Here is a 23155-nt window from a genome sequence, read left to right on the forward strand (position 1 = left end):
ATTCAATCCGTGACTCAACGAATTCATGATCCTCATTATAATAGTCTTCAATTACTCTCGAGACAACATTTTCACCGTCATTATAAAACTCTGTGTGAGAATTTACTTTAGTATAGGCTCGGTCATCATGTAAGGAATCCGGTGTAACGAAAGCCTCTGTTTCGACTTTAGTCTGCTCACCAAATCCAACTTCCTAGCCACAGCCTGTTAATACTATAATAGTTAAACCAATTAAACTGGCCAACACAATATATTTCAATTGCTTCAACACCTAACACTCCTCTACTTAACTATTGACTAACCAACTCACGAAACGCCTCATCAGGATTCTGATGCACGGATGTTAAATCGCTATATGATCCTTCAAAAACGATTTTTCCATCATGTAGCAAAAAGATATGGCAGTTAACATGCTCTAGTTCTTGTAGCGTATGCGTTGACATGACCACGTATTGACCAGAACTCCTAGCAACAGACTCCAAACGATTTAACACGTTTAACCGCGAATCAGGATCAACACCTGATGTCGGTTCGTCAAATATGTATAGCTTCCGATCAAGTGCACACATCGCCGTCACCATCAACCATCTTCTTTCACCAAGTGACATATCACCAAGCTTCAAATGCCATAAATGCTTAGCAAGTGATTGCTCTCTTTCATTCATACCATCGAAGAAGACAGGGTTGTGCACGTCAAATGGCTTCGAGGCCGTCTTCAAAAATAATCGCACCAAATCTTTACCTTTCAATGCATTCAAAAACGGAACCCCTTGGACTTGATAAGCTATTTCAGACTGCTTTACCCATTCTCTCAATTCACCAGCATTTGGTTTTAGCGAACCAGCCATAATATTAAACAACGTCGTCTTACCCGATCCATTCAACCCTAGTACGACATTTAATTGATCAGGTTTTAACCCCACATTAACATTGTCTAAGATCTTCTTTCCGCCCTCTTGATACCGAAAATCCATATTCACAATTTCCACACCAACACCTCCTATTGTCGAATCGTCCTGGATTCTAAATTCGCAAGTTTAATGGTTACTAGGCCAATGATCATATATATGCAACCTACGCTGGCCAGGGTCAACATATTCGTTACATCCACAACATCAGAAATAATAACCGCTTCAGCTACGCGCAAAATAAATTCAGCCGGATTAATTAGAAACAACGGAGATTGCACCCCAACCATATCGCTCGTTAGATACATTAAAACGATGGTCAGCAAACTAAACGCCGGCGCAATTGAATCCTCCTTAAATGGTAAGGTCATGATCCACGAAAAGAACAGCACTACTGGAATAAAGGTCACAGCAATTAAGAGTAAACTATTCATAATCAACATGAATGGATTCATTTGAAATAGCAAAGCAACGACTAAATTGAACACGATCATCGATACAATCAGAAACAACAAGTTCGCTAAACCTTTTCCGAAAATAATTGAGCGTTTTGACCCTGCAATAAAACTAAACATCTTCAAAAACCCCTCTTCACGCATCATAAAAAGGGACACAGCTGTATTAATCACCGCCGAAATTAAAATCATGAGGCTCCAAAAAAAAGCCAATACCAAATAGGCTTCTTGCTCTTGAGGTCGATTAACAAACCAGTTGCTATAATTAATGAGGAAAAGGATTAACGGAATGAAAACGACCCAAAATAAATTCATCTTATTATAAACATTTCCTTTTAAAAACAAACTAAAAAATTCATACGTCTTGGTCATATTACCTTCCTTTCGAGAAACAAATTCAAATTAGTTATACTAACAATTATATTTGACCCGATTGCATATAACATTAAAAGCAATATCTTAATAATTTTAATCTATTCAGACTCCTCATCAAGAAATGCTAAGCTTTCGTTTGTTTAAGTACACCTATTTACTTTCAAGTTTTAAGGCATCAACATACTGTTTAGCTTCCACTAATGAAAGCCCCATTGTTTCTCGAACCTTTTTTACCGCTTCGACATCATTACCTTCATCAAGCAATTCTCTTAATTCATTATTTATTGGCTTTTCAGGGACATCAACTTTTTTAGAAATTTGTTCTAGATTATAATTCATGTTCTTAACACGACCATCTAGTTTATTGACCGCAAAGAGTAGATAAACTCCAATAAATAATATCAGTGTTTCTAAAAAATTAACTTCCATGTTAGTACCCCCAACTACCATTTCATCTAAGAATCGTATCCACTAGTGACATAGCTTTGACTATTCTAGATCCGTAAAATGACCAATATTAAAAACAATCCAATTGTCATATATACAATATATCTTTCTTTGTTAATCCCTTTTTTTAATTCCCACATTCCAAGTGTCACTAAAAATGTTCCGCCCAACAGAGCTGAAATAATCATCAAAATTATTAACATTATTAATCCCCCCTCCACTCCGTTTTACATATGTCTTTATTTAACTCGTCAGCATGATGAAAAAATTAGACCCCATAATTCAGTAAACTCGCTACTTTAATTGAATAACACTCTTAAATTAATTTTACACTCTCATCATGTAACCTTCCTTTCAAAGAGTAATATAGAAAACACTTAATTTCCTTCATTATTGCTACACTATGTATGTATCAAATTCCAAATTTAATCAATCATTTTTACATATTATATCAGATTACCATAAAAATAGGAGTTAGAAATTGAAATTTCTAACTCCTATTTTCCGAGCTCTACTGCCCCAGCAAGTTTTTTATTGAATGTTTAAAAGAGTTAATATCTCAATCTATCAACCTATTACTGAGTGATCGCGTCGTATGATTGAACTAAACCATTACCATAGTAATCTGGGTTACCTAAATCGTTTGCTGTTGTTTGTAGTAACGAGCGTAATTCATCATTTGTAAGATTGGGTTTTGCTTCCCAAACTTGTGCTGCAACACCAGCAACATGTGGTGAAGCCATTGATGTACCATCTAATGAATCATAACCATTACCTGGTACAGTACTTTGCACACCAACGCCTGGAGCCGCTAATTCAACGTCTGGACCATGACTTGAGAAGCTTGCACGATTATTATTCTGGTCAACAGCTGCTACCGCAATAACCGAATCATATTTTGCTGGGTAACCAACTGTGTCACCCCAGCCCCATGAGTTACCACTATTACCAGCTGCAGCTACAACTAATAAACCTTCAGAGTTAGCCATATCTGAGTACTCTTTTAGAATTGATGAGCTTGAAGAACCACCTAAGCTCATATTAATAACGTCCATATCATTTTGAATAGCCCACTCAATTCCTTCAGCAATCCCAGCATAGGAACCACTACCATCGTCATCTAACACCTTAACAGCGTGTAACGATGCATCAGGAGCGACGCCAACAACACCTGTATTGTTATCGTTCGCACCGATTGTACCTGCAACATGAGTTCCGTGTCCTTGTCCATCAGCATAAGGTGAATCACCAAACACTGAGTGGCCACTTGATACATTTAAATCTTCGTGTGATCGATCGATTCCAGTATCTAGAACCGCAACATCAACACCTGCTCCTGTATAGCCATTGTTTTGTGATGTATCACCTTCTACATGAGGAACTCCCCAAGGTGTATCTTGAGCATATGCTTCTGCTTCTGCATTTTCTTCAACAAATTTAATCTGGGGATGATTACTTAGTCCATTTGCTTGTCCTTCAGTTAATTCCAAATGATAGACGGGTAACAAATCAAATTCATGTAAGACCTTATCACCCTCGACACCGAAAGCATTAAGCAAACCTTTCTTAGCTGGGCCATCAAACTGCACCAAGTATTCGTCAGTGCTTTGGCCATTACCTTCTTCAGCGAACACCGTATGCATTGGTACTAAGAACAATACCAGCATACTCACGACAACAATTAACTTCTTCACAATCATGTCCCCTTTCCAAATTTTTGTTATGACTTTCACATCATAACTTTGATTCGCACCACTAACTTCAACACAACATCTACATGTGTAACTAGATTATTCGATGGCTTGCTTTTTCAATTACAAAATAGTAGACTACGTTTGGTTGGTTGATTGATCACTTGCTAGTTTAGATTCAGATTGATCAGCAACGAGTTATGAAGAAGTTAATGAGCGTTATAGTCACACTATCACAGACAAAAAAATGATGCGTTTGGACTCACGCATCATGTCACTCGATTATATCTGAAATACTACTTATTACTTTCATAGACTAAATAATTATAAAAATAGTAATAATTTTCGTCTTTTTTTGTTAAGTTATGTCGAAATTACTCGCAATCTTGTAATTTATTCAATTGATTATCTACTTTTTCCACAAAATTCTCATGATCAATCACACTGAACAAACTTCTAGCATTCATAAAACACGTTCGTGCTGCCTCAAGATCATCCAATGTTTTATAGCAATGCCCTTGAATAAAATAAGACTCTCCTAATCCATGAAAAGTAAAATGTCTCTTGCACAATCGAATGGCTTCATCGCAATATGATAAGCTTTCTTCAATTTGATGATCCATTAAGTGTGCTCGCCCAAGATTATATAACAATCCTGTCTCTAATTTAGTTTCATACAATGGAATCAGCCTTAAATTCTTTAATGCTATCTCATAATAATTGATGGCTGATAAATAATCCTCTTTTTCGACATAAATATTACCTATATTTGATAGTATATGCACTTCTCTTTCAGAAGCTGTTTTATTAGTCGTTTTGGCTAATTTCAACGCATCTTGTAGCACTGATAAGGCTTGGTCAAGATTATTTTCTAGGTAACGAATCGCAATCGCTTTATGCCATAATAAGAATTGTTGGAAATGTGTTATTTCCATTAAAGGACTATTTTCCTCCGCTTTAACTAAACTCATAAGTGACTGAAAATCTTTAGTTTCAACTAGTACCCTAGCTTGCCGTTCAACTTCCATTATATAATCAAATCTCTCATTATTAGATGCGAACAAAATATAATCCACATCCACTCCGAGTCGCTCTGCTAGCTGATATAAAATATGTGAGGCTACATTTTTATTGCCTGATTCAACTTGGCTAATATAAGCCTGTGTACAGATCCCATCTGATAATTCTTTTTGTGATAGGCCATAATAGTTTCTTAGATCCTTTATTTTTTCGCCGATCCGTTGTTCATCCATCAATGTTTCCTCCTCAGTATTAAAATATAACTATTTTTATATTTTGTGATGTCTGTGCTAGATAACCGTATTAAATACCCTAAATTATTTGACTATTGCTTATATTTAGTTAATACTGATATTTTTATAATGTTATATAATGAAATCATATATGACAAGGAGGGTTTACCATGAAAAAAGTTTTTTATCTCTTATTCAGTCTTTCTTTAATCGTCTCATTTACTTCAACGTACTCTGCTGGTGATTTATCAGCTAGTGATTCAACAAGCTTGGGTGACAACTACGTGACGACCAGCGGAGAAATTGAAGATGATTTAGGTAGTATTGATTAACATGAATTTATAGTCACAAATTTTTAGTACCGAATAACAGGAAACATTTATGAATTTACCAGTTGATTCATTTTGTTATGATGTACAGAATCATGTGAGATCTAAACATGGTTCTGTACTTTTTTATTAATCATGGATCAATGCAGGTTAGGAACAATGGTGAGGTAAATACTTAACAGACTTTTTAATACTTATGAAGTAAGACCTTGAGGATAGGTGTTTCGAGTTATCAATGTAATCTATCATACAATTATCATCATACTCAAAAATATTCCATTAATCAACTCATGTCGAATCACTTGAGTTTCATTAACTTGAAAATACAATGTGCAAATCTAAGAACAATTAAGCCGTGATTATGTTGCATGGACTGGGTTTGTGGATACTAAAAATAAATATAGTTAATTTTTTGAATTATTTGACTTTAATTGGTTTTATTCTTAGGATTGGAGTAACTAACACTTCATTCAGTGGTACATGGAAATTCGGTCAAAGTAATATCTATTAAGAAAGGAGGGGTTCGTTATGAAAAAAGGATTAATATTCCTATCAATCTTGACTTTGTTTATTTTACCAGCTTGTGATGGTAAAAATGATTTATCTGGAAAAACGTTTGCAATTAGTCAAAAAGCAATAAGTCTGATCCCACCAGATGTATCTAGAGAAGAGATTGATGATGATGATTGGTATAAAACTTTTCTGACATTAGAATTTTTGAATGAAAATGAATTCACAAGTACTCAACTTGGAAAAGGCACATATGAATTGGATCGTGATGATAAAGAATTTACAATTCGTTTTGAAAACAACAATGAACACTTAGAAATTGGTTTTAACTTAGAAGAAAGTAAAAAAGACTTTAGTAAGTATTCTGCAGAAATTAATAATCTTGATTTTCAACCGCTAGATGATAATGAAGTAAGCCATTTTCAAAAATTTTATATGAATATAAATTTAGCTATGGAAAATGAGTATGAATTTATAAGAGAATAACAAAAACCCCTTTCACTCTATTCAAAGATGAACAAGTGAGAGGGGTTGCATTTTAGAACCAGTTAAGTGGTTCTGGTTTCGTATTTTGGAGGATGTGTTTCGTTTCTGTATATTCTTCAAGACCGAGCTTACCTAATTCACGACCAATACCTGATTGTTTATAGCCACCCCATGGTGCATGTGGGAAGTAAACGTTGAATTCATTAATCCAAACGGTACCCATGCGCATTTTCGCAGCACAACGTTCAGCTTTGGCGACATCATTTGTGAATACGCCACCCGCAAGGCCGTAAATCGAGTCATTTGCGAGTTGCACGGCTTCTTCTTCACGTGTGAATTTCTCGACAGTAATAATCGGACCGAATGCTTCTTCTTGAACGATTTCCATATCTGTCGTGCAGCCAGTGAAAATCGTTGGCAAGTAGAAGAAGCCGTCTTGTAATTCGGGATCGTCTGGACGACTACCGCCAACAGCTATTGTTGCACCTTCTTTAATGCCTGTCTCAACGTATTTTTCGACTTTTGCGAGATGTTCTGCTGAGATGAGTGGTCCCATTTGTGTATCTTCATCAAACCCGCTTCCAATTTTGAATTGTTTTACGCGTTCAACAAGAGCTTCGACTAGATCGTCGTGAATGCTTTCTTCGACGATTAGACGTGTACCTGCTGAACAGATTTGACCCGCGTGGAAAAAGACACCGTTTAATGCTTGATCAACCGCTAGTTCAAAGTCAGCATCAGCAAAAATCACGTTCGGATTTTTCCCGCCTAGTTCAAGCGCTAAGTTCTTAGCATTCGTGCTCGCTGCTTGCATGATCTTCTTACCTGTCACAATACCGCCGGTAAATGAAATCAAGTCGACATCGTGATTCGTTGATAGCTCAGAACCCGCATCATGACCAGCACCAAGGATAAGGTTAGCGACGCCTTTCGGTACACCCGCTTCTTCCATTAATTCAAAAGTTTTAAGCGTTGTCAGTGGTGTAATTTCACTTGGCTTCATGATCAGTGTATTACCCGCTACTAAAGCTGGCGCTAGCTTCCACGACGCTTGAAGTAGTGGGTAGTTCCACGGCGTAATCTGGCCACAAACACCAACTGGTTCATGGACAACTTTGCTAATCGAGTTCGGTAGTGGTGATTCGATGATTTCGCCACCGTTTTTGTCCGCGATCTCTGCGTAATAGTGGAATACACCGGCGATATCATCCATGTCGCCGCGGCTTTCTTCTACTGTTTTACCTGTATCTAATGATTCTAAGCGCGCTAGTTCTTCACGGTCACGCTCGATGAAGTCAGCGATTTTACGCACGATTTTACCACGTTCTGTCGCTGGCATTGTCGCCCAATCACCTTGGTCGAATGCTTCACGTGCAGCTGCGATCGCTGCTTGTGCATCAGTTTCATCACCTTCTGGAACAGTTGCGACGACTTCTTGGTTATAAGGGTTAATGATATCACGCGTTTTGCCAGAATTCGCGTCGACCCATTCCCCGTTAATGTATTGTTTTTGTTTTAACGTCATTATGATCAACTCCTATTGGTTAAGGTTTAATATAACATCAAGACGCTGCCAATCAATTAACAGCGCCTTGTCTAAATTTTAGGCTTCAACTGCCCCTGCGTCTTTCGAATCGACACCGTGACGGTAGAATGGTAAATCCTCAGCTTCTAACGGTTTCTTGCCACGAATTAAGTCCGCTGCTTTCTCGGCTAACATTAATACTGGCGCGTGAATATTACCATTCGTGACGTATGGCATAGCTGATGCGTCCACAACACGTAAATTGTCTAAGCCATGAACCTTCATTGTCTTCGGATCAACAACGGCCATCGGATCTGATTCAGGCCCCATTTTCGCTGTACATGATGGGTGAAGAGCTGTTTCCGCATCTTTTGCGACCCAGTCTAAAATCTCCTCATCTGTTTGTACATCTGGTCCTGGTGAAATCTCGCCACCATTATATTTTGCCATCGCTGGTTGCGACATCATCTTACGCGTAATACGGACTGCTTCAATCCACTCACGACGATCCTGCTCTGTTGAAAGATAATTATAAACCATGCTTGGATGTTGTTTCGGATCTTTAGAACGAATTTTTAGTGAACCGCGTGCATCCGAATACATCGGACCAACGTGAACTTGGAAACCATGATCCGCTTCAGCTTTTTGACCATCATAACGAACTGCAAGTGGTAAGAAATGATACATCAAGTTCGGATAATCTACTTCTTCGTTCGAACGGATAAAACCGCCACCTTCGAAATGGTTTGTCGCAGCTGGGCCCGTGCGGCCGAAAATCCACTGCAAGCCAATCCAAGGCATTTTCGCTTTACTCAAGTTCGGCTGTTCTGAAACAGGCTCTGGGCATTCATATTGAATATACGCTTCTAAGTGGTCTTGTAAGTTTTCACCAACACCTGGCAAATGAACAACTGGATCAACACCAACTGAACGTAAATGTTCCGCATCGCCGACACCTGATAATTGAAGTAATTGCGGTGTGTTAATCGCCCCACCTGATAGAATCACTTCACCTGCTTCGACATATTGAGTCTTCCCGTTTCGCTTATACGTTAACCCTTGCGCACGACGACCACTAAAGTCAATATGTTGCACGAACGCTCGTGTTTTAACCGTTAAGTTTTTGCGCTTCATTGCTGGACGTAAATACGCACGTGACGCTGACATACGACGGCCATTACTGACGTGCTTATCAAACGGACCGAACCCTTCTTGGCGGTAGCCGTTTACGTCTGGTGTCCGGTTATAACCCGCTTCAACCGCTGAATCGAAAAACGCTTGGAACAACGGATTTTTCGCCGGGCCGCGCGTTAAGGTGAACGGACCATCATGGCCACGATACGGATCATCTTTGTCCGCTGCGACCGTATTTTCTAAACGTTTGAAGTATGGAAGACAATGGGCGTAATCCCAATCATCCATCCCTTCATCTGAACCCCAACGTTCATAGTCCATCGGGTTACCACGTTGATAGATCATCCCATTAATCGAACTCGATCCACCTAATACTTTACCACGAGCGTGCGAAATACGACGACCACCCATGTAAGGTTCTGGATCTGATTCATACTTCCAATCATATAGACTCTTACCAGCCGGGAATGGTAACGCAGCCGGCATTTGAATTAATAAATCCCACGCATAGTCACTACGACCTGCTTCTAACACTAAAACACTCTTCTTGCCATCTTCACTCAGACGGTTTGCCATAATCGAGCCCGCACTACCAGCTCCAACTACAACGTAATCATATCGTTCTGCCATATGAAAAACCTCCTCGATTATTTGAACTAACATTAGGGCAACAACGAATGACTTTTATATGTTTAAAAGGGGGGTTGTTTGCATGTAAAAAATAAGTCATTCATTGTCACATTAATTTTATTAAATTATTTTTTAACGAATTTAACAACTTTAATTTACCATACTCTGAGGAGGTTGTAAACTATATAAACTAGCTTAGCGGAAGAAACTAAATGTTCGCACTATTTTACTTCTTAAGTTGTTGAAAATAAAAAAGGTTCACAACCACCTTGTTAGCGGCTGCGAACCTTTTGTTAATTGAGATGATATTAATCTCTATTACACATTCTTTTTTCTAAAGACCACAAAAACCAAGAATAAGAAAATCATGATATAGATGATATTCCCTACAAATAATTGACCTACGGATAAGTGGGTCATTGATGCAATGTCGCCAACACCACCGATTTGGTTACTTAAATTCAACATGTTAAAAGGATTCCATTTGACCCATTCCCATTTTTCAATAGCCAAGAATAATATACCTGACACAATGGAAGTAGCAAAATAGAATATGATACCAATCACAACGGAAACCGCTGTATTTCTAAAAACACAAGATAATAATAGTACTAAACTAATGATCAACCATACACCTATAAAGTTACCTAATGTAGTGAATAGAAACGATTGTATTAAGCTCATTTCTCCATTCACATTTTGTGAAAGGCTTAAATCCGGTAATACAAGAAATTTTAGTATGATGGCTATAATAGCCGTGCTTACATATAGACTGATCGAGTAAATAAGCAAAGTAATACACTTACTTATAATAACCTGTGTTCTGGTATAGTTACGGTAAAGTAAGTTTTTAATTGTTCCGTATTGGAATTCCATTGTAATAATTGTACTGGCTTGAATAATCATAATAAAAACAATCCAAGCATAAGCGCCAAATGCAGATGTAAACATATTCTCTGCGTCAAAAAAATCCGATGTTGTGTTAGCCGTAATGGCTATTAAGATCATTATTAATGTTACAGCACCAAATAGAATGAAAGTCGATTTCTTTTTATATAATTTGAAAAGTTCTTGTTTGATCAATATACCCATGTAATTTCTCCCGTCTTTTTAAATTAAACTGTTTGTAAATTATTGGGAAACCCCTGTTTTACTTCTCGCCGCTGGAAGATCTCTTTTCGTCTAAAATTTGTAAAAATGCCGTTTCTAAATCACCGTCTTCGGCATCTTTTTTAATCTCTTCCACAGTCGTTTCTGAAATAATTTCGCCATTATTTAAAATTAAAAGTGTGTTGGTCACCTTCTCTAATTCACTTAAAATATGGCTTGAAATGAAGAATGAAACCCCTTCATCAGCACGTTTTAAAATGGCATTACGCACATCACGGATGGCTTGAGGATCGAGTCCGTTCATTGGCTCATCTAAAAAAATCATTTTAGGATGATTTAAAAAGGATAGAGCAACGCCTAATTTCTGTTTCATTCCCAATGAATAAGTTTTAGCCTTTTTATGTATATACTCAGACATATTCAAATCATTGATTATTTGATTGATTTCCTCACTATCACTTCCTTCATGAAACAATTTTAGGTTGTCATAACCCGTTAAAAAGGGATATATTCCAGGTTGTTCAATCAAAGCACCTATCTTAATAGAAGAATGATTCAAATTAGGAACTTCCTTACCTTCGACTCTCATAACACCACTTTGATAGTCTGTTAAACCCAAAAGCACATTCATCAGCGTTGTTTTTCCGGCGCCATTCTCTCCGATCAACCCAATGATCTCTCCTTGTCCCAAAGAAAGATTAATATTCTTTAAGAGTTCCTTCCCTCTAATTTTCTTATTAATATTCTCGGCTATTAAAATTGTCACATTAAAACTCCTCTGCTTTTTGATTGATTAATAGACATTATAAGTCGATCAATAATGGTGGACTTCCATCTCCTTTAGGTAGTCCTAAAATTTTATAACCTCCTTAGTGATCAACTTAATCTTACTGTATCATAATATTGTTAATTTTAGGTTTAAATTTCAAAATTTTAAAATCGATTATTGTGACTTTTTTAGTTGATATTGGATGCATCCTATAACAAGACTGTTAGTTTCAATATCGGCGGTAGGAGAGCAACTTTTGCTGGGAAGAAGCCTTTCCGACATCTACCATCATGGCTGTGAAGAGGTTCTTATCAGTATTTTCATATAGTACTACAATCGAACAAGTGTCTATCGTTTTACTGTTAGTGATTCTGATTTAACAAAAAAGCTTCAACAATTTTATTATAGATTTCTGGCTGATCGAGATGCACAACATGACCTGCGAAAGGAATGATTGACACATGAATATTTCTATTCATTTTAGGATATTTAATCGCTCCAATAGTTTCATGTTCATTCTGTTCACCGACTATAAATAAAACGGGCATCTCGAGCGAAGCCAAATCTTTTGTCTCTTCAAATGGATACCAATCTTCACCTAGTACGGAATCTAGCAATTCTCTCCAGTCACCGTCATGAATATTATCAAAATAAGCAACAGCTTCTGGATTCTCTAACATTTTTGCTATATTTTCTGATTCTTCCTTATCCATTTCATCCCAATTAGTTGGTTTCTCTGGAATAATGCCAGATAACGTTAAACTCTTTACTCTCTCTGGATGATTTTTAGCAACTACTAATCCAACGAGTGCTCCTATAGAACATCCGACAATATGTGCAGAATGAACACCTAAGTTTTCGAGAGTTTCGGCTAAATCTCTCGCAGAGTCATGAAAATAATCAGATAGATCGTGCGATACAGATTTTCCATGCCCGCGTAAATCTGGTAGGATAACCTTATAATTTTGTTTAAAATAATTTTTTTGCACATCAAGCTCCGTTTTTCCTGTTTGCAAACCTGTATGGAGAAAAACAACCTCTTCCCCTGTTCCAGTTATTTCTGTATGTAAAATCATAAGAAAACACTCTCCTTTCAACATTGAATTACCATAAACCTTACTTAGTCCATTTCATCACACAAAAAATTGCATCTCCTTGCAATATCAAGCTCGTTACTTTTAGAGAAGATTAACCTTTGTCTATATTGGATTTCAGCTCACCGATCCAAGTTTCCTCCAAATTCTACTCATTCGCTTCACCTTACATATGAACTAGAAAAATAACGGCTTCACTTTTCCGTTAACCTGCCAAGTAAATTGAGTAATGCTCTATTCTACTTTACCGAATTAATACCAATAATCATCACTTCAAGTCAAAGTGAATATGATTGTGAAAAAAGTCACCGGAAAAACGATTAGACCTATCTTATCCCAAATCGTAATCTTAGTAAGCTTAGATGATTTAGCCAATAAAGGTAACACAATCATTCCCAATACACTAACTAGAAAGATACCGACTGAAAAAAAGGTATAACTCATCCCTTCGAAGCCCCTTACAAAGAAAAAACCATAAATAACAACAACAAATGCCGTAAAAAATGTCAGCAATGGGGCTAAGTAATACTGCTCCATAAATTTCGAAATGATAAAAAAGAAACCATAAACTAACAAACCAAGCATTAAGCCAGCTACAAGTAAAAAATACAACCAATCCTCTCCTTCATTCCTAGTTTTCAACATTTAACAGGAAATTCCTTCTTACATGTCTAATTATGACTAGAGAACCAACACAAATTACTTAAGAAAATTTTCTTCTGAATATGCCTTATTAATAAATTCTAAACTATATTCAACAGATTTCTACAAACAAGATTAAACAGGTCACCCAAAATACACGCCTTTTCTATATACTTAATATAAGTTTTATAGGAAGTGGTGCGATTAGGAGCGAACCGTTTAATCGATTACATGGAAGCTGGTTTGAGATGGCATACATCGGGTATTTAATTAGTAAAACGAAGTGTTCCCTTAATTACTTAATCAATTTGAAAGGATAGATGTATGATAAAATGACGTAGTTGTTTATCTTGAAAATGAGGGTTACCAGGAAGAGGAATTTAGTGAGATTTCTGTACACAGATCCAAACCGAGCATAACTGCTAGTGTTATTTTTAGAGAAGAACCAGATAAAGTTTACTTTTACATGTATGACAATAGAATGCATTTATTTCTTTTATAACATAGGAATAATCATATTTGATTCATATAAAATATTTCACACTGTCTAGACTGAGTTATGTTAGAATACGTTTTTGCAGTAACTCTCTAACTTATTATTGCTCACTACATAATGGAAAAAGCGCCTAAGAACGTGAAATTATTTATATTGCAAAATTTATAAAGGAAGTGGGTGTTTATTAGATGCAAGTCCTTTTGGTAGTCATATCTGCTTTGCTGTCTATACTCAGTATTCTGCCATGGATGCTGGCTAAACTTGATTATGAATTTTTTAGTTTAGTAACATTAGGCCTCAAAGGTCCAGTGGGTCTATCACTCCCCTTAATTTATGCTGGTATAAGTGTGATATTGACTTTTTTCTTGAAACAGGGGAATGCCAAAATTACTCTACTAATTTGCAGTTCTGTATTTTTTGTTTGGAATCTAACTTTTATATTGATAGCGATCATATTAACATGAAAATAAAACGTTTTAACTAAAAACATTGCTTGAATATAAACATATGACGAGAAGTCTGAAAAACGGGATCAAAAGCGAGGCAAAATAACTTAAGTAGTTCAGTTTTTGAGTAGAAATAATAAAAATTTATTATTAAATGAGCATTGAATTACATAGTAATTTGATGTTCATTTTTCATTGTTATATCAATGTTCGCTTATATTTTGATTTGTTATTCATACAGGAAATATAGCCAAATCAGCAAATTCAAAATAATTAATGAAGACCTACAAAAAAGAGCAAATTTCTTATCGTAAACGCTCACTTTTTCTTAAGTACTATCATCATTTAGCATATGAACTTTAACAAGTTTTTTTATAATAAATAAGTGTTGCATGATCGTTTATCTTTTTACTAATCCCTGTTTTGTTATAGCCCAGTTTTTCATATAAATAACAATTTCTTTCATCCTCTAAGATTGTAGCTAACTCCCAAGTGATTGCTTGAGGGTACAGGTTTTCGATTGAAGTTATAGCCTTCTGAGCTACTCCTTTCCCTTGATAAGAAGGTAAAATAAACATCGGGCTTATCCAGAATTGTAAGTTTTCCTTCCATAAAATGCAGATAGCACCTACAAGTTTTTTATCAGCTAATATCTTATAAAAACCACCATTAGGATTATTTATTCTCGTAATTACTCTTTCGACAGTTTCATTTGCTGGGTTGGTTTCATAATCTTTATACTTATCCAAAAGTGGCATAAAAGCCTTAACTTGAATGTCAAAAATAGATTGTGCATCTTTATCAGTTGCTTTCTCTAACCTTACCTCCATAACCGCACCTACTTAATCAATTTAGTTATTTATTTTTCTACGAAAATCTAATAACTGTCTTCTTCAAATCTATTGCAACGAGTTCTCGACTTTTGTTCTTTTCTTTCTCTAAAAGAAATGTATGTAAACAGTAATAAACCTGCTATTGATAAACTATATGTTACTAATGAATAATAGCTATCCATATAATGATTTGAAATATATCCTTCACTATGAAGGTAACTCCCCCCTATAGCATGTAATATAGCAATTGAAATAAGAGAAAACACTAATATATTCAATATTTTAATCACAATACTAACTCTCCCTTCGAATCTTTTTGTTCTTTTCAAAAGACCGCGCTATATTTAATCCCCGCGTTCGGTGCAAATGAGTTCCAAAGATATTTATAATCTAAAAATAATGATTCGGAAAGTGATTCTAAAAAAGCTTCTAATAACTTGTGATATTATCATTTAATGACAGTTTCAATAATGTCTTCCTTTTAAAATATAGTAACCCGATTTCATTATTTCCTGCTATTCTTTTCAATAATATTTCGCAAATAGTCTTTTTTAATTACATAAACGAATATGATTTGAATAACCACAACTCCACCAGGAATTATACTAGCGATCCATACCAACGGATTGTTTACGGAAGATACATAAGAATGCACAACCGAATATGCAACTAAACAATAAGTTAAAGAGAGTATACTAGCAGTAGCATTTATATTTTTTATAAAATCATCCCCTATATATTTATTATAGACAGATTGTTAAAAATAGTAATTTAATTATGACATAGAATTTTCTGGGGGCAAAACTGCTGTACTTAATAATTATTTGTTGTAAAATTCAATCATATAACATAAACGATTATATAGGGACTTTGTCATTAATGTAGAATATATTTTATTAAAGGTTCAGTTCATGTTTATTAAATAGTTTTATTTACTATTTTAAATGTAACCAACCAACTAATCTCTGGAGGGATATATGAAAATTAAAGCCATTTATTTGTTACTGCTTATACTCTTGATACTAGTAGCATGTGAGGATTCTCCTGATGAACATGATTTTCAATTTAAAGGAGAAACGGAGAATTGGTCAGTAACTATCACTGGAGTTTATTCCCCGCGGGGAGAGGATGTTTACGAAAATGCTGATGCGACATTCACCTATAAAGGAGAAGAGGATATAAGGTCAATCGTTATTAGTACATATACGACAGGAAATCGAGCAAAAGTTTCTAAAGAGTTCGATCACCTATCAAGTAAGGAAACAGTCGAATCTAACTATGGAAATTATCGGTTTTGGCTATTGAATGAACAAGGTCATGATATTCTCGTTGATTTTAAATGGCGAGAAGGAGAGCGAAACACTAAACAAGAAGAAACTGTGAAATTGGATTTTGAAGAGTTGTAAACGCTAAACTAAAGTAGACAGTTATTGCTCGGTAATAGCGATTGAATTGACGGATTTTGATTTTTGATTTCGTAAAACTTTGATACAATTAATTTCAGACATTGCCAGCATTCCTTTCAACCTCCACTGTTTAATTGATTCGACACCAATAACAGTAGTGGTATTTGATTGGGCTGGCAAGTCTTTTTTTTGATTGCAGCGTTGTGTACTTTTTAGTTGCAAACTTCTGTACTTTTATCTTGCATTACACAGATATGTCCAGTGTCCTTAATTAATTATTTGTCTATACCTAACCTTTCCTTAGCACGCGGTACATTTTGTGAGTTACCAAAAGTGTTTTTCAATCTCTCTAATACTACTTCTTCTTCTATACCGCATTCTTTGAACAATGCTATTGATGCGACTACTTTCAAGAGTTCTTTAGCGAAATGCAGTTCAATCCCATTAAACCTATTCGCATTTCTTTGTTCATCATAATGTGTAAGGTGATTCCTTGTTTCTACCACCCTATTGATAAAGCTATCAGTCTTCTTACTGTTATTGAAAAGATATTGTTTTGTTTCCTGATCTAACTGTTTTTTGATTATATCTTTCAACCTACTGTTCAATGAGTATTCGTTCATATGCTTCAGTCTATTTAAAACTAGTTCCAAATCGCTTGCTTCTAACACTCCACCTAGTTTTTCCTTAACATTTTCAAAGATTTCATTTTTCCTTTCTTCATCAAATAATTTTCCGTAGTCTAATGCCCGATGATAAACTTCTAGACTTTTCACGGCATTCGTGAACTTATCTTCAAGATCTAAATGGGGATTAAAAACATCGCTGAAATGTAAATTATAAACGTTCTTCAAATCTTCTTCTTTGGCAAACCATTTATTACAGATTTCTTCAAACTGAACTTCAATACTTGGAAAGGTGAACAACATTTTATGGGAATGAAGTTTGTCGTTCATTTCATTCTCTCTCAAGGATACAAATAAATGGTATTTCTTAGGGCGGATTAATGGTTCTTCTTCAGTTCCCAGATTTTCATCTTCACCCCTTAAGATAATTCTTTCATAATTTAAACGTTCTCCCATCATTAAGGATATTAGTTTTTGGAAGCTAAACAACTTCTCTTGAAACCATTCAAAACCCCTCTGATCATCAGGAGTTAATTTAATAAATTCACTGTATTTAAATATACTTGCTTTAGATGAGAAGTTATGATTGAGATCATAACTATTCTTTATTTCAGCTTCAATACTCTGAATATAGTAAGGAATAACATCAGGCGGGGTGTAGGTTGTCGTTATTTCGGAAGTTTCTTGGTCTTCTTCCAAACGGAATGGACTCTTATTAAACCAATTTGTTAGATCCTCACTGTATAATTCCACCGCCTTGAATTGCACATCATTTTGACTACCAAAATGTCCTCCTGTAATAAAATAACTACATATAATTTTTTCTTTTTCTATGCCAGGCATATTGGTACTAAAATTAGTTTGAACGCTATCAAATAAAGTTACTTCCTCACCTTTTACGGTGAAACCATGAATGATTCCATAATTTGATGTTCTATTAACTGATTGAAGACCTTGGAATGACTCTAAAATATCCAAATAGATTGCATCTTCACCTGAATATAATGTACCTGCCAACTTTCTTTCAGGTTCTTCCGGTAACCACCAATACCCTTCGATTTCAAAGTCATCTTGCAATGTCAGTTTTTTCAAACTTACATTTCTATTCAATTCTTTTAACCTCCTATTATCTTTGATATTACATATTTCTACAATCACCCTGATATTACCTTCTTATACTTAACCAAAATGTAGTTGATTGTCACTCCTGATTCCGTTCAAATTCAAGTTCAACGCCTGATAAGGAAAACCGTCTTAACTCTTTATTTCTAAAACCATAACTACTTTAAAATCAGCAGGTCCAAACCCATCTTCTGGGTTTAATTTTATATTAGAAAGACCTTCACTAGTAACATCAATCCAATCCATAGCAGAACATAAGATGTTTCAATAGTTTTTCCCATCCATGTTTTCGTATTTAACTTCGAAGATACGGTCTTCATTTACTTTATTTCGAAAAATCAGTGATTAACTTTCATCAAGTTGTAAAGTATTAATGGCATACCTCTCCCTTAATAGATGCTTAACTAGCTGGTTCTTCATCCAACTCTTCATATTCACAAGTACAGCTAATGGCTTGACCACCACATTTAGGACAATATTCCGAATCACAGCCAATGGCATGAAAAAAAGACTTTTTTACTGCACAATCACTACAGTGAGTTAAGGAATCGAACCATTCGGGATCATTACTTACTTCTTCGCCAAATTTAACTCTTTTATATTCAGCACCCTTGATTGTGTAAGCTGGGAACATTTGTGATTCAACAATCTCAATAGCAAATTTATTACTGATTTCCACGCCATTATATATAACAAATTCATTTCTAAATTGCTCAATCAATAAAGCCTCTTCTTCCCAATATTCAGGACGAATATAATTATGTAATTCTTCATTCAGGAAATTCAGATGAAAATTGTGTATAAATTCAAAAAGAATAGCATAGATAGTAGAAAGTTCTTGCATATCTAATTCTAACTCAAAATGAAGAATTTGGTTTCTTAAATCAATTGCTTTTCTTATCACTGTTTCGTCGCTATGACTTAAATCAATCTTTATGATATTTTTCATTCTCTCTAATGCTTTTGTAACTGAAACAGTTTTACTAGGCTTATCTATATTTTCGTAAATAAAGAACTCATTTGACTGCCTTAATACTTCTTTAAAAAGCAGCTCCATTGATTGTACAAGGTCAACCAAAGAGAATCTCCAGTATCGTTTATAATCTTCAGGATAACCTACACCTGTGGCTAAATGATAAAAATATAATGAATTATGCAAGAAATCGTACGCATTATCTTTTAAAGACAGTTTCAATTATGTCCTCCTCTTAAACCATAGTTATCAATTTTCATTATTTCCTACTATCCTTGTTAACAATATTTCGTAAATAGTATATATAATTACATAGAAAAATGAACAACTGAATATGCAACTAAACAATAAATTAAAAATAGTATAGTAAGAGTAGCATTTATTCTTTTATAAAAGTCATTCCATAGATTTTTATTATTGGAAGGTAATGAAAAATGGCGATATTATTATACAGTAGAATATTTTGAACAAAACCTTTTTAGAATTTTTGGATTTTATAATTAAATGATCTTTATGAGTTAACATAGCCATAGACAAACTCATAATCTAAACTTTCTATTAAAAATATGTCTACTAATATTATTCTACATAAAGGCTCCTTTTTGTCTAAATCACAGTATGTTTGAATTCTATTCACACAAAATATATTACATTCTCATTTAAAGAAATAAATGTAAAAATTTAAATTAAATGATTTTGATTAGTTGGTTCAAGGATTCTAACTGTAATCTACTTTGTATGACTTCTAAGTAATTGATATAGTTGTCATTTAGCATAATTATTAATTTTTCTTTTCCTCTTGTAGATGCAACATAATGTTCATTTAAGTCACGGTCTTGAAATAATTTAAAATCTGACGCAAATATCAATACTTGTTGAAATTCTAATCCTTTTGATGAATGCAGTGTCATAACTTTATTAATGTTTTCTTGTCCATTAAACGCAACATCATACTCGTCTGTTAAGATTACACTTACAAATGGGCCAAGCTCTTCTTCTTCAAAATTAATTTGAAGCATATTAGATAATTCATCAAGTATAAGTATAATCTCTTCTTTATTCACACCTGTGTTTTTCAATCCCGATATAGTATCATCCATCTCACTAATCTCTTTATGACTTAGATCAAGTCCTAGGCTATTAACTAAATGATAAACAGAGTATCTTTTATTTTTGACATACTTAGCCAGCTCAATTAACATAGAAGAATTCTTAGTATTTTTGTCTAGTGGTGTTCGAGGAATATAAGTAAAATTATAGCCTTCTTCATTAAGATAATTAGCTATATGTTCTGCATAGTTTCTCTTCCAAGATAATATAACTAATTCTTTTTCAGGATCAATGAGATTCCTCTTATATAGGCCTTCTAATGAACATTCATTTCTCACACCAATAACATCTTCTACCTCATGGTCTTCCAATTTCACTTGATCTTGAGTCTCTAAAAAGAAGGAATTGGAATAATTTTGGATGTCAAAGCAACATCTAAAGTTTTCATTTAATACATAGATATTAAAACCGCTACCTGTTTCTAACAAACTCTTAAAATTTTGAGGCTCAGCTCCACGCCAAACATATATAGACTGTTTAGGATCACCTACAATAAAAAGTTTTATATTTAAATCGTCTTTTATAAACATAAAAAAATCATGCATATCAATATCACTATCTTGATATTCATCAATAAATATCATACGGTACTTGGCTTGTATGTACTGCCTACATGCATTTGAATCATTTAAAATTTTCTTTGCTAAATTGAATTTGAAATTTCTTTTTTGATTGCTATAGGCACCGAGAATCCCTTCTCTTTTTAAAATCTCAAGTCCATCATCAAATGTACTAAACTTCGTTTTAAAGTACTCGGTTTCAAAATTTTGAGAAAAGTCATCGCCCAGTGCATCTTTTATAAATGGTCTAATAATTTCTTTTTCAATAAAACCATCATTAGTGCCGAAAAAATTCCCTTTTCCAGTTTCTCTGGACCGTTCTTTTAATTCATTTGCTGATTTATTTGTAAATGTTATTGCAGCAACTTTATAATGTGTTCTATCATACCTAACCTCTGATTTAAGTTTATTAATTAATAAAGCTGTTTTACCTGAACCAGCTCCAGCACTTACCACGATATTTTGCGAATCCTGATAAATCCTTTCTCTTTCAGTCATCGAACGCCATCTCCCTTAAACACTCAAATTCATCACTATAGAATATAACATTACATAATTCTTGATCAAGTTCATTAATAAATTCAGCCATATTATAAAGTTTACTATCTTGTAAGTATTTTATAATATCGTAATTGAAATGCTCACCTATGACATTATTAATATCATGTTCTAAGTCTATCTTAGACAAGTAAATCATATTTTCTTTAAACCTAGAAACCTCATGCTCATGTTTTTCGAGAAGTCGTCTTTTTTCATCGTTTAGTATTGTATTTATTTCTTTTTTAGAAGCATTGGAGGGTATATCCAGATATGTATTATCCAGTTTAGAGTCCCCTAGTAGACTTAAACATCTATTAATACCCAAAAGTTCATATTCATTTTCTGACCCTTTTCTTTTTTTCAAATCATTATCTGTCTTTATTAATACAGTTATACCTAAGTTCTCTAAAGTATCTACATATTTAGAAAAATAGATACCTCCTACTTCTAATAAGAAGCCTCCATTTAATTCATATTCAGGATATATTTCATCTAAAATTCTCTCAAAAAATACCCTTTCGGAAGGACCTTCTACCAAGAGAACTCTACTGGAAAACAAAGCTGAAGATAAGTCTTTGTTCAGCTTCCTTTTAACGTTTCTATAACGCTCTTCAACGTTGTATAAGAATGAATTACAAATAATTCTATCATCTGAGTAAATTCTTATTAATTTAGTATTATCCATTTCATATAATAGCTCTGGAGAATGTGTGGACATAAAAAAGTATTCATATGTGTCTTTTATGAACAATTGTTTTGATAATGCTATTTGCATAGAACGGTGTAAACTATTTTCTGGCTCTTCAATTAAATTTATTACAATCTTATCTTCGTGCTCTTTTCTATTAACAAAGTTTAATATAGAATATGAGAGTAGTTTTTTTCTACCATCACCAGAAGTCGGATAATAATTTTCATCTCCATTACGTTTTATGTATGGAATGAGATCAGAATAAAACCCATTAATTGCCATCTCTGATTTAAGTTCTATTGACACTTCCTCATCTCTAAAGGTTTTATATTCATCTGTTATGCTGCTTTGAAATTGTTTTATGGTAGTCATACCACTTATTTTTTCATTAACTTTGTCTGTTAGCTCTTTAATTTCATTTACCAATTTTTTATCATCTTCGTTTTCTTCAGATTTATCAAAGAGTACTTTTTTATTTTTATTAAACAGGGTGTTTAAATCAATTAGAGGATTAATGTATACCACTTTGAATATATTGTCCAACGCATACGATATTCCACGAGAAGGTACCTCAATTAAATTATCTTCATTACTTCCCCAATATAGTAAAGGTTCACCATATCCTTCACTTTCATTATAATCAGATACGATTCTAATATAGAATTCATCTAAATTGTCCGAAATCCTTGCATCTTTAATCCCAGCTACAAGTTTCTTGGTGTCAGTACTTTCTTCAAAATCTGATAAATTCAATTTTATTGTTATCCTTATTTGATTACTTGTGTCATTTTGGTAAAAATCACTTTCCTTAAAACCATTTTTTCTTAGTTGTTTATCAAATAAAAACCTTAAAGCATATAAAAAATTTGTTTTCCCAACATCATTCAAACCAAAAATCACATTTTTATTACTTAAACTTATCTCTGAACAATAAAAGTTTCTAAAGTTTTCAATTTTGAGTTCTTCAAATATCATATTAATCTCCCCTACACTT

At 34.2% G+C, this 23155-nt stretch carries 19 protein-coding genes; 3 read left to right on the forward strand and 16 right to left on the reverse strand.

All coding sequences use genetic code 11. The features are described from left to right. Window positions 1-290: 290 nt before the first annotated feature. From FHR85_RS05395 to FHR85_RS05415, 5 genes are all read right to left on the reverse strand, one after another. Window positions 291-989, reverse strand: a complete 699-nt coding sequence (locus tag FHR85_RS05395; RefSeq protein WP_167261843.1) for an ATP-binding cassette domain-containing protein — start codon at window positions 987-989, stop codon at window positions 291-293. A gap of 11 nt (window positions 990-1000) precedes the next feature. Continuing rightward, window positions 1001-1735, reverse strand: a complete 735-nt coding sequence (locus tag FHR85_RS05400; RefSeq protein WP_167261844.1) for a hypothetical protein — start codon at window positions 1733-1735, stop codon at window positions 1001-1003. A 153-nt stretch (window positions 1736-1888) separates the two neighbouring features. Continuing rightward, window positions 1889-2167, reverse strand: a complete 279-nt coding sequence (locus tag FHR85_RS05405) for a hypothetical protein (protein WP_167261845.1) — start codon at window positions 2165-2167, stop codon at window positions 1889-1891. Between the two features lie 593 nt (window positions 2168-2760). Further along, the gene (locus tag FHR85_RS05410; protein ID WP_424923979.1) at window positions 2761-3879 is read right to left on the reverse strand and encodes a S8 family peptidase; all 1119 of its coding nucleotides are present in this window, start codon (window positions 3877-3879) and stop codon (window positions 2761-2763) included. 371 nt (window positions 3880-4250) lie between these two features. Further along, window positions 4251-5129 carry a helix-turn-helix domain-containing protein gene (locus tag FHR85_RS05415; RefSeq protein WP_167261847.1) on the reverse strand — a complete coding sequence of 293 codons (879 nt, stop codon included), beginning with the start codon at window positions 5127-5129 and terminating at the stop codon, window positions 4251-4253. A gap of 170 nt (window positions 5130-5299) precedes the next feature. On the opposite strand from FHR85_RS05415, the gene FHR85_RS05420 reads away from it, so the two are divergent. Further along, window positions 5300-5461, forward strand: a complete 162-nt coding sequence (locus tag FHR85_RS05420) for a hypothetical protein (RefSeq protein ID WP_167261848.1) — start codon at window positions 5300-5302, stop codon at window positions 5459-5461. 525 nt (window positions 5462-5986) lie between these two features. After that, complete coding sequence (locus FHR85_RS05425; RefSeq protein WP_167261849.1) at window positions 5987-6454, forward strand: hypothetical protein; 468 nt, start codon at window positions 5987-5989, stop codon at window positions 6452-6454. Between the two features lie 52 nt (window positions 6455-6506). On the opposite strand, the gene betB is transcribed toward FHR85_RS05425, so the two are convergent. From betB to FHR85_RS05460, 7 genes are all read right to left on the reverse strand, one after another. Beyond that, entirely contained in the window at window positions 6507-7979 is a 1473-nt protein-coding gene (gene betB, locus FHR85_RS05430) for a betaine-aldehyde dehydrogenase (protein WP_167261850.1), read from the reverse strand. Between the two features lie 78 nt (window positions 7980-8057). Further along, window positions 8058-9743 carry a choline dehydrogenase gene (gene betA / locus FHR85_RS05435; protein ID WP_167261851.1) on the reverse strand — a complete coding sequence of 562 codons (1686 nt, stop codon included), beginning with the start codon at window positions 9741-9743 and terminating at the stop codon, window positions 8058-8060. A gap of 318 nt (window positions 9744-10061) precedes the next feature. Further along, the gene (locus tag FHR85_RS05440) at window positions 10062-10835 is read right to left on the reverse strand and encodes an ABC transporter permease (protein ID WP_167261852.1); all 774 of its coding nucleotides are present in this window, start codon (window positions 10833-10835) and stop codon (window positions 10062-10064) included. Window positions 10836-10893: 58 nt separating this feature from the next. Beyond that, a complete protein-coding gene (locus tag FHR85_RS05445) occupies window positions 10894-11619 on the reverse strand; it encodes an ATP-binding cassette domain-containing protein (protein ID WP_167261853.1) in 726 nt (241 codons plus the stop codon). 365 nt (window positions 11620-11984) lie between these two features. Continuing rightward, window positions 11985-12698 (reverse strand): alpha/beta fold hydrolase, encoded by a 714-nt coding sequence (locus FHR85_RS05450; protein WP_167261854.1) that lies wholly within the window; start codon window positions 12696-12698, stop codon window positions 11985-11987. A 291-nt stretch (window positions 12699-12989) separates the two neighbouring features. Beyond that, a complete protein-coding gene (locus FHR85_RS05455; protein ID WP_167261855.1) occupies window positions 12990-13328 on the reverse strand; it encodes a YesK family protein in 339 nt (112 codons plus the stop codon). Window positions 13329-14659: 1331 nt separating this feature from the next. Continuing rightward, window positions 14660-15130, reverse strand: a complete 471-nt coding sequence (locus FHR85_RS05460; protein ID WP_167261856.1) for a GNAT family N-acetyltransferase — start codon at window positions 15128-15130, stop codon at window positions 14660-14662. Window positions 15131-16110: 980 nt separating this feature from the next. Between FHR85_RS05460 and FHR85_RS05465 the strand changes: the two genes are divergently transcribed. Then, window positions 16111-16539 carry a hypothetical protein gene (locus FHR85_RS05465; protein WP_167261857.1) on the forward strand — a complete coding sequence of 143 codons (429 nt, stop codon included), beginning with the start codon at window positions 16111-16113 and terminating at the stop codon, window positions 16537-16539. Window positions 16540-16814: 275 nt separating this feature from the next. Here FHR85_RS05465 and FHR85_RS05470 read toward each other — a convergent pair whose 3' ends face one another. The 4 genes from FHR85_RS05470 to FHR85_RS05485 form a co-directional block, all read right to left on the reverse strand. Continuing rightward, entirely contained in the window at window positions 16815-18275 is a 1461-nt protein-coding gene (locus FHR85_RS05470; protein ID WP_167261858.1) for an ApeA N-terminal domain 1-containing protein, read from the reverse strand. Window positions 18276-18687: 412 nt separating this feature from the next. Then, entirely contained in the window at window positions 18688-19482 is a 795-nt protein-coding gene (locus FHR85_RS05475) for a hypothetical protein (RefSeq protein ID WP_167261859.1), read from the reverse strand. A 464-nt stretch (window positions 19483-19946) separates the two neighbouring features. Then, entirely contained in the window at window positions 19947-21428 is a 1482-nt protein-coding gene (locus FHR85_RS05480; RefSeq protein ID WP_167261860.1) for an ATP-dependent helicase, read from the reverse strand. Next, window positions 21421-23136: an ATP-dependent nuclease gene (locus FHR85_RS05485; protein WP_167261861.1), complete on the reverse strand. Its 1716-nt coding sequence runs from the start codon at window positions 23134-23136 to the stop codon at window positions 21421-21423. The genes FHR85_RS05480 and FHR85_RS05485 overlap by 8 nt, the downstream gene beginning before the upstream one ends. Window positions 23137-23155 lie beyond the last annotated feature (19 nt).

Origin of the sequence: Alkalibacillus almallahensis (assembly GCF_011761495.1) — a bacterium.
Taxonomy (GTDB): Bacteria; Bacillota; Bacilli; order Bacillales; family Alkalibacillaceae; genus Alkalibacillus; species Alkalibacillus almallahensis.

Excerpts from the sequence above, each read along its gene's own strand:
- FHR85_RS05405 (WP_167261845.1), bottom strand. The coding sequence starts at position 2,167 with ATGGAAGTTAATTTTTTAGAAACACTGATATTATTTATTGGAGTTTAT.
- FHR85_RS05420 (WP_167261848.1), top strand. The coding sequence starts at position 5,300 with ATGAAAAAAGTTTTTTATCTCTTATTCAGTCTTTCTTTAATCGTCTCA.
- FHR85_RS05460 (WP_167261856.1), bottom strand. The coding sequence starts at position 15,130 with ATGGAGGTAAGGTTAGAGAAAGCAACTGATAAAGATGCACAATCTATT.
- betB (WP_167261850.1), bottom strand. The coding sequence starts at position 7,979 with ATGACGTTAAAACAAAAACAATACATTAACGGGGAATGGGTCGACGCG.
- betA (WP_167261851.1), bottom strand. The coding sequence starts at position 9,743 with ATGGCAGAACGATATGATTACGTTGTAGTTGGAGCTGGTAGTGCGGGC.
- FHR85_RS05425 (WP_167261849.1), top strand. The coding sequence starts at position 5,987 with ATGAAAAAAGGATTAATATTCCTATCAATCTTGACTTTGTTTATTTTA.
- FHR85_RS05485 (WP_167261861.1), bottom strand. The coding sequence starts at position 23,136 with ATGATATTTGAAGAACTCAAAATTGAAAACTTTAGAAACTTTTATTGT.
- FHR85_RS05480 (WP_167261860.1), bottom strand. The coding sequence starts at position 21,428 with ATGACTGAAAGAGAAAGGATTTATCAGGATTCGCAAAATATCGTGGTA.
- FHR85_RS05400 (WP_167261844.1), bottom strand. The coding sequence starts at position 1,735 with ATGACCAAGACGTATGAATTTTTTAGTTTGTTTTTAAAAGGAAATGTT.
- FHR85_RS05465 (WP_167261857.1), top strand. The coding sequence starts at position 16,111 with ATGAAAATTAAAGCCATTTATTTGTTACTGCTTATACTCTTGATACTA.
- FHR85_RS05415 (WP_167261847.1), bottom strand. The coding sequence starts at position 5,129 with ATGGATGAACAACGGATCGGCGAAAAAATAAAGGATCTAAGAAACTAT.
- FHR85_RS05440 (WP_167261852.1), bottom strand. The coding sequence starts at position 10,835 with ATGGGTATATTGATCAAACAAGAACTTTTCAAATTATATAAAAAGAAA.
- FHR85_RS05450 (WP_167261854.1), bottom strand. The coding sequence starts at position 12,698 with ATGATTTTACATACAGAAATAACTGGAACAGGGGAAGAGGTTGTTTTT.